Source organism: Bacillus sp. T-10(2022) (genome assembly GCF_056502895.1).
In genome coordinates this window covers 2,948,694-2,963,416 of sequence record NZ_CP113518.1, presented here as the reverse complement: position 1 = coordinate 2,963,416, position 14,723 = coordinate 2,948,694, and the positions used below count along the sequence as shown (strand labels likewise).

Annotated in this window: 15 protein-coding genes; all 15 read left to right on the top strand. The window is 34.7% G+C overall.

Features of this window, described 5'->3' with window-relative positions:
• On the top strand, positions 1-1,788 hold the full coding sequence (locus OSJ91_RS14475; RefSeq protein ID WP_485889911.1) for an ABC transporter ATP-binding protein: 1,788 nt from the start codon (positions 1-3) through the stop codon (positions 1,786-1,788).
• A gap of 180 nt (positions 1,789-1,968) precedes the next feature.
• Positions 1,969-2,718 carry a YveK family protein gene (locus tag OSJ91_RS14470; RefSeq protein WP_413017955.1) on the top strand — a complete coding sequence of 250 codons (750 nt, stop codon included), beginning with the start codon at positions 1,969-1,971 and terminating at the stop codon, positions 2,716-2,718.
• Positions 2,719-2,734: 16 nt separating this feature from the next.
• A complete protein-coding gene (locus OSJ91_RS14465) occupies positions 2,735-3,433 on the top strand; it encodes a CpsD/CapB family tyrosine-protein kinase (RefSeq protein WP_350298879.1) in 699 nt (232 codons plus the stop codon).
• Positions 3,434-3,722: 289 nt separating this feature from the next.
• The gene (locus tag OSJ91_RS14460) at positions 3,723-5,549 is read left to right on the top strand and encodes a polysaccharide biosynthesis protein (protein WP_350298878.1); all 1,827 of its coding nucleotides are present in this window, start codon (positions 3,723-3,725) and stop codon (positions 5,547-5,549) included.
• Between the two features lie 94 nt (positions 5,550-5,643).
• Positions 5,644-6,801 carry a glycosyltransferase family 4 protein gene (locus OSJ91_RS14455; protein WP_485889910.1) on the top strand — a complete coding sequence of 386 codons (1,158 nt, stop codon included), beginning with the start codon at positions 5,644-5,646 and terminating at the stop codon, positions 6,799-6,801.
• On the top strand, positions 6,786-7,895 hold the full coding sequence (locus OSJ91_RS14450) for a glycosyltransferase family 1 protein (protein WP_485889909.1): 1,110 nt from the start codon (positions 6,786-6,788) through the stop codon (positions 7,893-7,895). The genes OSJ91_RS14455 and OSJ91_RS14450 overlap by 16 nt, the downstream gene beginning before the upstream one ends.
• A gap of 5 nt (positions 7,896-7,900) precedes the next feature.
• Positions 7,901-8,800 (top strand): glycosyltransferase family 2 protein, encoded by a 900-nt coding sequence (locus tag OSJ91_RS14445; RefSeq protein WP_485889908.1) that lies wholly within the window; start codon positions 7,901-7,903, stop codon positions 8,798-8,800.
• A 6-nt stretch (positions 8,801-8,806) separates the two neighbouring features.
• Complete coding sequence (locus OSJ91_RS14440; RefSeq protein ID WP_485889907.1) at positions 8,807-9,889, top strand: EpsG family protein; 1,083 nt, start codon at positions 8,807-8,809, stop codon at positions 9,887-9,889.
• Between the two features lie 39 nt (positions 9,890-9,928).
• Complete coding sequence (gene galE, locus OSJ91_RS14435) at positions 9,929-11,002, top strand: UDP-glucose 4-epimerase GalE (RefSeq protein WP_485889906.1); 1,074 nt, start codon at positions 9,929-9,931, stop codon at positions 11,000-11,002.
• A 16-nt stretch (positions 11,003-11,018) separates the two neighbouring features.
• Positions 11,019-11,156, top strand: a complete 138-nt coding sequence (locus tag OSJ91_RS14430; protein WP_350298871.1) for a YwzD family small protein — start codon at positions 11,019-11,021, stop codon at positions 11,154-11,156.
• Positions 11,157-11,176: 20 nt separating this feature from the next.
• Positions 11,177-11,791: a sugar transferase gene (locus OSJ91_RS14425; protein WP_350298870.1), complete on the top strand. Its 615-nt coding sequence runs from the start codon at positions 11,177-11,179 to the stop codon at positions 11,789-11,791.
• The gene (locus tag OSJ91_RS14420; protein WP_485889905.1) at positions 11,788-12,411 is read left to right on the top strand and encodes an acetyltransferase; all 624 of its coding nucleotides are present in this window, start codon (positions 11,788-11,790) and stop codon (positions 12,409-12,411) included. Before OSJ91_RS14425 ends, OSJ91_RS14420 begins: the two co-directional genes overlap by 4 nt.
• A gap of 23 nt (positions 12,412-12,434) precedes the next feature.
• Complete coding sequence (locus OSJ91_RS14415; RefSeq protein ID WP_485889904.1) at positions 12,435-13,607, top strand: DegT/DnrJ/EryC1/StrS family aminotransferase; 1,173 nt, start codon at positions 12,435-12,437, stop codon at positions 13,605-13,607.
• 35 nt (positions 13,608-13,642) lie between these two features.
• Positions 13,643-13,987 carry a helix-turn-helix domain-containing protein gene (locus OSJ91_RS14410; RefSeq protein WP_485889903.1) on the top strand — a complete coding sequence of 115 codons (345 nt, stop codon included), beginning with the start codon at positions 13,643-13,645 and terminating at the stop codon, positions 13,985-13,987.
• Positions 13,984-14,718, top strand: coding sequence for a glycosyltransferase family 32 protein (locus OSJ91_RS14405; RefSeq protein ID WP_485889902.1), 735 nt, complete (start codon positions 13,984-13,986; stop codon positions 14,716-14,718). The genes OSJ91_RS14410 and OSJ91_RS14405 overlap by 4 nt, the downstream gene beginning before the upstream one ends.
• Positions 14,719-14,723 lie beyond the last annotated feature (5 nt).

Sequence of the window (14,723 nt, the reverse complement as noted above, 5' to 3'; positions counted from 1 at the left end):
ATGAAACAGCTGTGGTTCTTTTTCAAAAGGCTATACACTTTCACAGGGAAAATACTTTTTATCAATATGCTAGGAATGGTCATTGTTAGCTTATTGGACAGTGTAGGCATTCTTTTATTAGTACCGATGATAAGTGTTAGTGGAATTATAGATATAGATCTATCAAATAATCTTCCTTCCACGCTCTCATGGATAGTCGAGATACCTAAAATGATAAGTCTATCAATTATTTTAGGTTTTTATATTGTTTTAGTGATTCTCCAAAACATCCTGCAACGAAATCTTACAATACGTGATGTGAGAATGCAGCAAGCATATATAAGTCATTTAAGGATTCAATTGTATCAGTCATTATTACATGCCAACTGGGAGTTCTTTATTAAAACACGGAAATCGGATTTAATAAATATCATGACAAACGATTTAGCACGAGTTAGTGCAGGAATTAATTTAATCTTACAATTATTAGCCTCAGTGATCTTTACTTTCATTCAAATTTGTGTGGCGTTTTGGTTAGCTCCGAAAATTACAATATTCGTTTTGGTTGCTGGTTTGGTCCTGGCCTTATTTTCAAGGAAATTCATCCGAAAAGCTAAGTCATTAGGAAGTAGGACGTCTCAATTAGCACTAAGATATTTAGCCAGCGTTACCGATCAGTTAAATGGAATTAAGGATATAAAAAGCTATCATTTAGAGAAATCGCATGTAAATTGGATCAGTTCTTTAACGAAAGAAATGAATGACGAGCAAGTTGAGTATATTAAATTAAACACAAAATCTCAATTATCATATAAAGTATCATCTGCCTTATTTATTGCATCTTTCGTTTTTTTATCCATTACACTTTTTGCTGCTCAACAGGAAGAACTTTTACTCATTATCCTTATTTTTTCAAGGTTATGGCCTAGATTTACAGCCATACAAAGCAATATGGAAAATATTTCTTCAACTTTACCAGCTTTCAAATCCATTATGAAAATAGAAGGTGAAGCGAAAGGCTACAAAGAGGCTTATAGTCTTGAGAATATCATGCCAATTGTCATCGAACAAAAACTGGAATGTCATGATCTTTTTTTTCGTTATAACAAAACTGAAGCAGACTATACTCTGCAAAATATCAATATAGCAATACCCGCTAATAGGTTGACGGCTATCGTTGGTCCATCCGGGGCAGGTAAAAGCACATTAATCGATCTAATAATGGGCCTCATGCTCCCTGATGTGGGAGAGATTATAGTTGATGGTAAAAAACTTTCTAGAAAAGATTTAATCGGTTTAAGGAAATCGATTAGTTATGTTTCCCAAGATCCATTTTTATTCAATGGAAGTATAAAGGAGAATTTGCTTTTAGTCGATCCGAAGGCAAGCGACCAACAAATATGGGAAGCATTGGAATTTTCTGCCGCAGCTGATTTTGTGATTAAATTGCCTCAAAATATAGATACGGTAATTGGGGATAGAGGCATTAGGTTATCCGGGGGAGAAAGACAGAGACTAGTTCTAGCAAGGGCTATATTACGTAAACCATCGATTCTGGTTTTGGATGAAGCTACCAGCGCCCTTGATAACGACACTGAAGCCAAAATTCAAAAAGCTATCGAAACTTTACAGGGCCGCATGACCATCATTGTCATTGCACACCGTTTAAGCACCATAAGGAATGCCGATCAAGTCATCGTATTAGAGAAAGGTGAAATTTTACAGAACGGTGAATATAGTGAGTTGTCTAAAGAAAGAGGTTTATTTAAACAATTGCTAACAAGAGAAGTGGATACGATAAATTCATGAAAGAATTTCTAAAATAAAAGTAGATAACTAGTTGACTCGTTCTTTATAAAGAACTAAAATAAGGATATATTCATAGGAAAATTAACACATAAGAAGAATAGTACAGTTTTAGCTGTTTTACATCGAGGCTTAAAACACTATTGTTCTTAATAAAGAAAAGTAAGTTGAAAAGGTGGTTCAATGACAAATTACTCAAAAAGGAACTTTGAAAATCAACAACCTGCCAAAGAGATAAATTTAAAAGAACTGATCGGAATCATTAGTAGGCGTATCTGGATCGTCATTATTGTCACACTCTTATTCATACTGGCAGGATATTTGAAAACTTTAACAACAACCCCTCTTTACCAGGCATCTACGAGAATTATTATTGAAGCCAATCAAGATAAAATGAAAACTCTTCAAGTCATAATAAAAGATACAACAGTTTTACAGAAAGTTATCGATGAAATGGAATTACCGCTATCACCAGAAGCATTGGCTGGGTCTATAAACGTAACCAGTGTAGAGGAATCAGAAGTAGTCAGTATCAGCGTCACATCATCCAATCCTTATACAGCTGCCGATATCGCCAATACGACGGCGAGAGTATTTAAAAATGAGGCTCCTAATATAGTGGACTTTAAAAAAATACGAAACTTGTCCCCGGCTAAGGTAAACTTAGTGCCCATTAACGGAGACAATAATGGAACAATTATAAAAAGCGGAATTATAGGTTTATTTTTGGGCATCGGGCTGACATTTTTATTGAATTCATTGGATTATACAATTCGTAACGAGCAAGAAGTAGAGGATATCATAGGTTTTCCAGTTATAGGACATGTATCTAAAATGAATAAAAAGAATTCGAATGTCAGTAAAAACAATATAAAAAAAATTAAAGAAGTGCAACAAGCTAAACATTCAAAAGAAACAAGAGCAGAATTGTGAGGTGGTTTGAATGACGATGAATAAACAAAAAATCGGGGATAGACTAAAGAAAAGGAATCTTGTAGCTTTTTCAAGTCCGGATTCTTTTATCTCCGAACAATATAGAACGATTCGAACAAATATTAAGTTTTCCTCCGTATCGAAAAAACGGAATATCATCATGATAACCTCTCCATCATCTGGAGAAGGTAAATCAACCACTGCTGCAAATCTAGCTGTTTCAATGGCCCAAAACAAAGAAAAGGTTTTACTGATAGATGCTAATTTAAGGAATCCTGCAATTCACTCGATTTTTAAGATTCCAAATAAAGTAGGATTGACAAATATTTTATCTGATTCAAATTTCACATCTCTTGAAAAGGCTGTATACAGGACGGGAATGGGTGATTTAGATGTTTTGACAAGTGGGCCTATACCCTTCAATCCAGGCGAAATAATAGGGTTGCCAATCATGCAGGACTTCCTTGTTAAGTGTGAAGAGCAATACGATATTGTTCTGATAGACTCCCCATCAATATTGGAGGTTACAGACACAAAAATTTTGGCCAATTATTGCAATGGGATCATTCTGGTGTTCAATAACGGCAAAACAGAGTTAAAAAAAGCTTTAGCTACAAAAAGAATCCTTCAATTTGTTGAAGAAAAGATTGTAGGAGTCGTTTTAAACGATAATCCAGAAAATCTCTTTACCAATTTATTGAAGAAAATCCTATAAAGACGAAAAAATTTTTATAGTAATGTTCTTTATTGCGAACAAAAATAAAATTAATAAAGTATTTGGTGATGTCTCCTTGCCATTATAAACGGAGGCACTCGATCATGCTGTGGGTTTAATAGACCTTAGACGCCAGTCGTCAAGAGTGTGGGGTGAGGGAGGGTTAAATGCCCTATAATTCTATTAAAGTGCTAATGAATGCTGTCTTAATAAGACAGCATTCATTAGCACTTTATCATTTAATTCCGTTTAACTGTAACAATAAATTGATCTAAAAGGGGGGAAAGTATTGACATATCAGCAAAGACTATCACTTTTTATATTAATAGATTCATGTATTGTCTTATCAGCTATTTTTTTAGGGCGATTTTTAGTAGATGCCAGTATTTATGTTTTTACTATTCCGATTGTGCTCAGCTCTGTTACGATTCTCCTCAGCCATCATATTTTTGCTATTACCTTTCATCTATATAAAAAAGCGTGGGAGTATGCGAGCATAGGTGAATTAGTCATTATATTCAAAACTGTTACGGTATCAATTTTTACTACATCAATCGTACAGGCGCTCCTTTTTCAAGATGTATATTATAGGTTGTTGGCGGTAACTTGGTTACTTCACATGCTATTGATAGGCGGATCAAGATTTTGTTGGAGAATGTTTAGAGATCAATACTTAATCAAATATGAAAATAAGAAAAGAACGTTAATAATAGGGGCAGGTTCAGCAGGTACGATGGTTGCCCGGCAATTATTAAAGAATAATGATGTGGATTTATTACCAGTAGCATTTATTGATGATAACGTACGAAAACATAATCTTGATATTTTAGGCATACCTGTTGTGGGAGGAGTGGGCAAAATTTCCGGAAAAGTTGAAGCATTGAATATCGAACATATTATCATTGCCATTCCTTCATTGAATAAACAGGAAATGAATCGAATTTTCCATGAATGTGCAAAAACAAATGCTAAGACTCAAATCCTCCCAATGTTAGAAGATTTATTAACAGGAAAGCTTTCAGTCAATAAATTTAGAGATGTACAGGTTCAAGATCTTCTTGGAAGAGAACCTGTAGAATTAGATATTGATGTAATTTCAGAGTATGTAACCGAAAAGGTAATTCTAGTCACTGGGGCGGGAGGTTCAATTGGATCAGAAATTTGCCGCCAAATTTCTAAATTTAATCCATCAAGGTTAATTTTACTCGGTCATGGTGAAAACAGTATTTATACAATAGAAATGGAGTTGAAAGAAACATATAAAAACAAAAAAATCGAGTTTTTAACAGAAATTGCTGATCTTCAAGATCAAAAAAAAATGCTGGCTGTTATGGCAGAATATCAACCAGATGTCGTTTATCATGCAGCAGCACATAAACATGTACCATTGATGGAGCGAAACCCTGAAGAAGCCGTCAAAAATAACTTAATAGGTACAAGGAATGTTGCCAATGCGGCTAGCTGGAGCGGAGTAAAGACTTTTGTGATGATATCCAGTGATAAGGCAGTTAACCCTACCAGTGTTATGGGCTCCACAAAAAGGTTAGCGGAAATGACGATTCAACAAATAAATAAAGAAAGCAAAACGAAGTTTGTAGCCGTTCGTTTTGGGAATGTGCTGGGGAGCAGAGGAAGTGTCATCCCGCTATTCACCAAACAAATTGAAAAAGGCGGGCCAGTCACAGTGACACATCCTGATATGATTCGTTATTTCATGACTATCCCTGAAGCTTCAAGACTTGTCATCCAAGCGGGGGCGTTAGCACAAGGCGGGGAGATTTTTGTACTTGATATGGGCCATCCAGTGAAGATTGTAGATTTGGCGAAAAACTTGATTAAACTCTCCGGACATTCTGAAGATGATATATCAATAGAATTCACGGGAACAAGACCAGGTGAAAAACTATTTGAAGAGCTGTTGAATCAAGATGAAATTCATGAAAAACAAATATATCCAAATATTTACATAGGAAAGACAGGGAATTTATATTCAAAGGAGATTGAAGATATTATAAACAGTTATCCTGATATGGATAAAGAATCACTAAGAAAAAAACTTGTAGATCTGGCGAATGAGCGTGACACTGCCCCTTTACTTGTGCAAGTTTCCAACTAAACAACTAAACGATAATTAAGATCTTATATATAAGAAAATATTGCTGCACGAAACATGGAATGATACAAGGAACAGGATATCGAAAGGATAGTGAATGATGGAGAAGAAAGTCCTATTTTGTGCAACAAAGGATTATCATTTTGAAGCGTTTCACTTGCCATATTTTAAATGGTTTAAAGAGCAAGGGTATAAGGTTCATACAGCAGCACATGGTGATTTGAATCTCCCATTTGTTGATAAAAAGCACGTTATTCCCATTCAGAGGTCTCCATTTAAAAAAGAAAACATTATGGCATACAAAGAATTAAAGTACATTATCGATAACAATAATTTTCAAATCATTCATTGTCATACGCCAATGGGGGGAGTTCTAGGCAGACTTGCTGGTCGGAAAGCGAGAGAACGTGATACAAAAATGCTATATACGGCACACGGCTTCCATTTTTTCAAAGGCGCTCCTATCCTAAACTGGCTAGTCTACTATCCCATTGAAAAATTTTTAGCAAGAATGACAGATTGTTTGATTACGATCAATAGTGAAGATTTTCAAATTGCCATACAAAGAAACTTCAGGGCACATGAGATTACTCATATCTTTGGTGTTGGAGTTGATACAAATCAATATCATCCTGTCTCCACAAATAAGAAAACTGAACTAAGGTTAGAAAAAGGGTATTGTGAAGAGGATTTCCTTATGTTTTATGCAGCCGAGTTCAATAAAAACAAAAACCAGCAACTATTGCTTCGAGCTTTTTCCTTGATAAAAGAGGAGGTTTCAAATGCAAGGTTACTATTGGCCGGAGATGGAGCATTATTAGACGAATGCAAGATGCTTGCAGATTCTTTAGGAATTAGAAATAGGGTTGATTTTCTTGGTTTTCGGAAAGATATTGATGAATTATTAAAAATCAGTGATCTCGCTGTAGCATCAAGTTTGAGAGAAGGACTACCGGTAAATATCATGGAAGCAATGGCTTGTGGGCTGCCAATAATAGCTAATGAAAATAGAGGCCATAGGGAGTTGGTCTTCAATGGTCAAAATGGGTGGTTAATTGGCAGGAATGATGAAAAATCATTTTCTGATAAGGTCATAAAAATTGCTGGAAATATGGGTATGAGAAAAATGCTTGGTGAAAGTAGCTATAAAATGGTGGAAAGGAAATATAGTACAAAAAAAATCTTGGAAGCTAAAAGCCAACTATATAAATCATACATGGAAGATACGGAGGAAAGAGTATGGGGAATCCACTAAGGATCCTGCATGTTGTCGTTAATATGAATAGGGGCGGAGCGGAAACCTTGATCATGAACTTGTATCGCAATATGGACCGCTCGAAAATTCAATTTGATTTTCTTACATCCAAAGAAGGCGTATTTGATGATGAAATCGTAAAACTTGGCGGTAAGATTCATAGAATTCCTTATATTTCTGATGTAGGTCACTTTGCTTATAAAAAACAGTTAGATGGATTCTTTAGGAAAAATCATTCCTATAAGGTCGTTCATGCCCATATGGATAAAATGAGCGGAATCGTTCTTCAAGCAGCTAAAAAAGCAGGAATTCCAAAAAGAATTTCACATAGTCATAACACCCAAAGTGAAGGTGGCTTAGCTTCCAGGATATATAAATGGTATGCAGGGACATTGATCCTGCCCAATGCTACAAATTTATTAGCTTGTTCTAGACAGGCAGCACAGTGGTTATTTAAAGATAAGACAAATACTGCGAATATTTTAAAAAACGGCATTGAATACCAATTATTTTCTTTCTCACCTGAGACAAGATGGAAATTAAGAAAAGAATTAAATATCGAAAGTGATGCATGTGTTTTAGGACACGTTGGAAGATTTGCTCAACAAAAAAATCATGCTTTTTTGATTGATATCTTTGCAAATTTTATTAGAGAAAAGGAAAACTCCTACTTGATTTTAGTCGGAGATGGGCCATTGAAACCAGAAATCTTAGCAAAGGTTAAAGCTCATAAATTAGAAGAAAAAGTTAAATTCCTTGGGATACGGAGTGATATAAATCAAGTCCTACAAGCCTTCGATGTTTTTGTCTTTCCTTCTTTACATGAAGGATTGCCGGTTTCACTTATCGAAGCTCAGGCAGCTGGACTGCCTTGCTTAATCTCGGACCAAATTTCCAAAGAGGTAGATTTGGGTATCAATCTTATTAAATTTCTGCCCATTACCAGTAAATCAGAATGGACCTCCCATTTAATGAAATTAACTACTAACAATACGAAAAGAAGTATACAACCGGATTCATTATCCAAACAGGGGTATTCGATAAATGAAACAGCCAATGAACTAAAAGATTTTTATATATCAATGTCAGGGTGAATCATATGAAAACTTTAACAGTGTTTACACCAACCTATAATAGGGCTTATTGTCTAGAAAAATGTTATAAGAGCTTAGTACGTCAAAACAATAAAGATTTTATTTGGTTAATTATTGATGATGGATCAACAGATAATACAAAAGAAATGGCACATCATTGGATTCAGGAAAAGAAAATTGATATTAAGTATTACTGGCAAGAAAATCAAGGAATGCATGGTGCACATAATACAGCCTATAAAATAATTGAAACGGAATTGAATGTTTGTATTGATTCCGATGACTATATGGCGGATGGGGCAGTAGAAAGTATCCTTTCATTTTGGAGAAAGCATGGTAACGAAAATGTAAGTGGAATAGCAGCTTTAGATGCAACAATTGATAATCAAATTATAGGGTCAAGGTTACCAGAGAAATTAAAAAGTTCTACATTGTTTGATCTCTATAACAAATATGGTGTAACAGGAGACAAGAAATTGGTTTATCGAACAGAATTGACGAAGCAATATCCCTATCCTGTTTTTAAAAACGAGAAATATGTAGGGCTAGCATATAAATACTATATGCTGGATAAGAAATATGAATTGTTACTGATGAATGAAGTGCTGTGTCATGTTGAATATCTTCCTGATGGATCCTCTCGAAATATGTATAACCAATATCTTAAAAATCCTAGAGGCTTCTCATTTTACCGGAAAGAGCTTATGAAGTTACCTTTTGGAGGGAAGCTTTTCAAATATAAGCAAGCCATTCATTATGTATCAAGCAACCTACTAATGAAAAACCCGAAGCTGTTCATTGAAACTCCTAAGAAAGCACTCACTGTTTTGGCCTTTCCATTAGGCATACTTTTATATGCTTTGATCATCAGTAAAACAAGGACTAGGTTAATTGAAAGGAATTAATGTTAAATGACCATACTTTGGATCAATCTCGCCATCGTATTTATTTTTTCATATTTAGGTAGGTATTTTTCAACATATTCACTTAACACGGAGACTGGTTTGTATGTTTTTAAGCCAAATAAAGTACTAGTTTTTGGAGCTATTTTGTGTATAGTTTGCGTTTCAGGACTAAGGACCAACATTGGTGATACTTTCAATTATAAAAATATTTATATCGAAAATGACTTTACTTGGGAGTATATATCTTCACAAAAGGATATGGGATTTGGCATTCTGCAGATGTTATTAAAGAAATTCTCGGATGACCCTCAGATACTGATTTTTACAACTGCTATGATCACAAATGTTTTAATTGTCATGGTTTTATATAAATATTCACGACTTTTTGAACTAAGCACCTTTGTATATATTACAGGTGGTTTGCACTTAGTATCAATGAATGGAATACGGCAAGTGCTTGCAGCTGCCATTATTTTTACAGCTACCAAATATTTATTAAACGGAAATTTTGTGAAATACACATTAATTGTACTAATTGCATCTACATTTCACCAAAGTGCCCTTATCCTTATACCCATTTATTTTTTAGTTAGAACAAAGGCATGGACAAAATCAACTCTTGCCTGGTTATCTTTTTCGGTCATTGTCGTCCTTGGTTTTGGGCAATTTACATCGTTTTTATTTTCTGCTTTACAAGATACCCAGTATAGTGACTATTCTAATTTTAATGAAGGTGGGGCTAGTGTAATTAGGGTAGCAGTCAGTGCAGCGCCATTATTAATTGCCTACCTGGGTAAAGATAAACTTCGCAAAATATTTCCTAAGAGCGACTTTATAGTGAATATGGCTTTATTGGGACTGGTGTTTATGATTATTTCCACACAACAATGGATATTTGCTAGGATTTCAATTTATTTTAATTTATATCAACTAATTCTGATTTCCTGGCTAATTGAATTATTTAGTGAAAAAGATCAAAAGCTCTTATATTATTCAATTCTCGTTTTATTTTTTGTTTTTTATTTTTACGAAAATGTTATCAGTTTGAATATTTTGTATAAAAGTGAACTAATTAATAATTTATTTTAGGTAGAAAATATATTGCAAATAAAGAGAGGAGGGCTTTTCTTGAAAATATTAGTAACAGGTGGAGCTGGATTCATCGGCAGCCATACATGCATAGAGCTCTTGAATGAAGGTTATGAGATTATTGTGGTAGATAATTTTTCTAATAGTAAACCCGAATCGCTAAAACGTGTTTGTGAAATAACAGGAAAATCCATCATGATTTATCATTTAGATCTTTTAGATTCGCAATCTTTAGAAAAAGTGTTCCTAGTAAATCAAATTGATGCAGTTATCCACTTTGCCGGACTTAAAGCGGTAGGTGAATCTGTTAAAGAATCTTTGAAATATTATAAAAACAATATCACTACGACCATTATAATTTGTGACCTTATGCAAAAATATAGTGTAAAAAAACTGGTATTTAGCTCATCTGCCACTGTATATGGATTGCCGGATACAGTTCCAATATCAGAAGGATTTCCCTTAAAAGCTTTGAATCCATATGGCAGGACAAAATTAATGGTCGAAGAAATTCTTCAGGACATATATATTTCAGACAATGAATGGAGCATTACAATCCTGAGATATTTCAATCCAATAGGGGCACATGAAAGCGGTATGATAGGTGAAGATCCAAGCGGAACCCCTAATAACTTAATGCCATATATCACTAAAGTGGCCGTAGGTCAGTTAAATGTACTTAATATTTTCGGGAATGGTTATTCAACGAAAGATGGGACAGGTGTAAGAGATTATATACATGTAGTTGATCTTGCAAATGGCCATGTAGCAGCACTGGATAAAACTATAAAATCCACCGGTGTTAATATTTATAATCTTGGAACCGGAATAGGATACAGCGTTTTAGAAGTAGTGTCAGCTTTTGAATCAGCAACAGGAGTGAAAATCCCCATTAACATTACACATCCCAGGCCGGGAGATGCCGCCATTTGTTATGCAGACCCTAAAAAAGCGGAAAAAGAATTAAACTGGATTGCAAACAAAAGCATTCACGAAATGTGTGAGGATTCTTGGAGATGGCAATCACGTAATCCTGATGGATATAAAATAAATGAAGAATTGGAAAATCCCCGCTTAATACAAAGCGAGGATTTTTTAATACCAAATAATTAGAAAAATGGTGTAAAGGATGAGCAAAAAAGCAAAGAAGGATAACTTTAAAGATATTTTATTAGTTGCCTACAACTTGGGTAATCAATCAGATATGAAAGTATCTATTATAATAGAAGAAATCAAACAAAAAATTGTCATGACAAATGGTAAATAAAAATCTCGGAAGTGAAGATTATGAAAAGAATAATTGATTTTTTAATTTCATTTATTTTATTGGTTATCCTAAGTCCAATAATGATGATACTAGGAATTTTAATAAAGTTTAACCTTGGAACGCCTATACTTTTTAAACAAACAAGACCAGGTTTTAATGGAAAGCCTTTTACCCTTTATAAATTTCGTTCCATGAATAATCAAACCGATGAACACGGTATACCCCTTCCTGACCATTTGAGATTAACCAGATTTGGAAATACACTTAGAAAGTTAAGTCTAGATGAATTGCCACAGTTAGTTAATGTTGTTAAAGGTGATCTTAGTTTAGTCGGACCACGTCCTTTATTAATGGAATACCTTCCTTTATATAACGACGATCAAGCTAAACGACATGATGTTCGTCCTGGTATAACTGGTTGGGCACAAGTAAATGGTAGAAATGCGATATCATGGGAAGAAAAATTCACATTGGACGTTTGGTATGTAAATCATCAATCATTTTTACTCGATTTTAAAATATTATTACTCACGATAGTAAAAGTGGTTAGATCTGAAGGAGTAAATTCAGGGACAAATGAAACCATGCTTCCCTTTAGGGGATCTGATAATCAGGAAAGAGAGGGGCAGGGATGAAAATTGTATTAATTGGGGAAGGCGGTCATAGTAAAGTTATAAAGGACATGATTGATAGAGCTGATGGTTACGAATTAATTGGATACCTAGACGATAAATATGATAGAACAATCGTGAAAGGTCATCTGTTTTTTGCACCGCTTTCAATCGTATCCGATTTATTAGAGCAATTCAAGGATATAAAATTCATTGTTGCAATAGGTAATAACCATATTCGTAAAAAAGTTGTAGAGGAATTGAATATACCTGATTCTTATTATGTATCGGTGATTCACCCTTCTTCCATTATTAGTCCAAGCATAAAGATAGGAGTAGGGACAGTAGTCATGCCATCAACTGTCATCAATGCTGATGCTAAAATTGGCCGTCATTCAATCATCAATACAGCTTCTGTGATAGAACATGATAGCGAAATAGGTGATTTTGTACATATATCACCCCATGCGACATTAACTGGTTCGGTAAGAGTAGATGAAGGAGTTCATATTGGTGCCGGTTCAACACTGATCCCCAATGTGATAATTGGAAAATGGGCTGTTATTGGAGCAGGAGCGACTGTAATAAATGAAATTCCACCTAATAGTCTAGCGGTAGGAACTCCTGCAATTATGAAAAAATAAAATAGGTATAGAAGGTGTGTAGTGTGTTAAATGTAACAACAAAAAAGCGAATTCTACTTTCACCGCCCCACATGAGCGGAAATGAAGAGAAGTATGTGAAAAAAGCTTTTGAGAGCAATTGGATTGCACCATTAGGACCAAATCTCGATGCTTTCGAAAAAGAATTAGCAGAATATGTAGGAGTCAAAGAAGCTGTTGCAGTCAGTTCCGGTACTGCAGCGATTCATTTGGCTCTTTCTTTATTGGGTGTGAGAAAAGGGGATTCGGTCTTTTGTTCAAGTCTAACATTTGTAGCAACTGCCAACCCCATACTTTATCTTGAAGCTGAACCTGTTTTCATTGATTCTGAACCTGAAACTTGGAATATGTCACCCTCTGCTTTAGAAAGAGCATTTAAAGAAGCTGTAAAAGTTGGAAAACTACCTAAAGCCGTCATCATCGTTAATTTATATGGACAACCCGCAAAAATGGATGAGCTTTTAACGATTTGTAATCAGTATAAAGTCCCAATCATCGAAGATGCAGCCGAGTCATTAGGTGCCACTTATAAAGGAAAAGCAAGTGGGACATTTGGTAAATTCGGAATCTATTCTTTCAACGGAAATAAAATAATCACAACCTCTGGTGGAGGAATGGTGATTTCAAATGATACACAAGCGTTGGACCGAGCTAGATTTTTAGCTACTCAAGCAAGAGATACAGCTCCACATTATCAACATAGTGAGATGGGTTATAACTATCGAATGAGTAATATACTTGCAGGAATTGGCAGAGGTCAATTAGAGGTATTAGAAGAAAGAGTAAGTGCCAGAAGGGCAATATACGATCTGTACCATCGGGAATTGGCTTCCCTGCCCGGTTTTAAATTCATGCCTGAATTAGCAAATACTCATTCTAATCGCTGGTTGACTGCAGTTACAATAAACGACGAAGAAATCGGGAGTTCTACAACGGAATTACTTAAGGCATTGGAAGATGAAAATATTGAAGCAAGGCATGTCTGGAAACCTCTCCATTTGCAGCCACTATTTGATGCCTGCCGTTACTATCCTCATAGTAGACAGACAAATGTTTCTGAACAATTATTTTATACGGGAATATGCTTACCATCCGGATCAAATATGACTCGTGATGAACAAATGAGAGTCATTCATACAATAAAAAGAGCAATTAATCCTTTCGAACAGCGAAGGTGAAAGTTAATTGAAAAAAATAATGAAGAGGTAACCAAATGATTGGAAAAAATATTTCAGAATTAAGAAAGAAAAGAGGATATACCTTATCTGAACTTGCTGAACAGGCAAATATATCAAAGTCTTATTTAAGTAACATAGAGCGCAACTTAAATCGTAATCCCTCACTTCATATTATGGAAAAAATTGCACACGTATTGAATGTCGATTTTGTTTCATTATTAAAACAAGAAACGACAACAATGGCTCCATATTATTTAGAAAAAGAATGGATTGAATTTGTTCAAGAATTAAAAAGGAATGGTCTTGAGAAAGAACAGATTTCTCAGTACAAACCATTAATTGATTTTATAAAATGGCAAAACAAGGGGAATAAGTCATGAATATAAACAACGATATCCCCAGAGTCATCCACTATTGTTGGTTTGGTGGAAAAGATAAGCCAGACATTGTAGAAAAATGCATGGACAGTTGGAGAAAACATCTTTCAGATTATGAAATTATTGAATGGAACGAAGATAACTTTAATCTTCATATAAATTCGTATGTACAAGAGGCATATACTGCGGGGAAATTTGCTTTTGTCAGTGATTATGCACGTGTGCATGCATTATATCATTTCGGTGGGATTTACTTAGATACTGATGTAGAAGTCTTTAAACCATTCGATGATTTGCTTCATCATGAATCATTTTGGGGCTTTGAACAGGAAAATTATATTGCAACAAGCACAATAGGTGCAGTAAAAGGAAATAAGCTAATAAAAATATTTCTTGATTCATACGAGAAAAAGAATTTCATTAAAGAAGATGGGAGTTTGGACCAATTAACAAATGTTGCTATAGTAACCAATATAATGGAAAATTTAGGTTTGATAAGAAATGGAGTATATCAAGAATTGAAACAACTTGGAGTATTTTATCCTCAAACATATTTTTCTCCATATGATTATATTAATTGTCGAACATATTACTCACAGAAAACTTATGCCGTACACCACTATTATAAGAGTTGGCTGCCAGCGAAAGACCGAATTAAAAGTAAAATCAAACACACAATAGCTAAAGTTATAGGTGGCGAAAGAATTGCAAGAATTAGAAAATGGGTTAACTAGGAGGG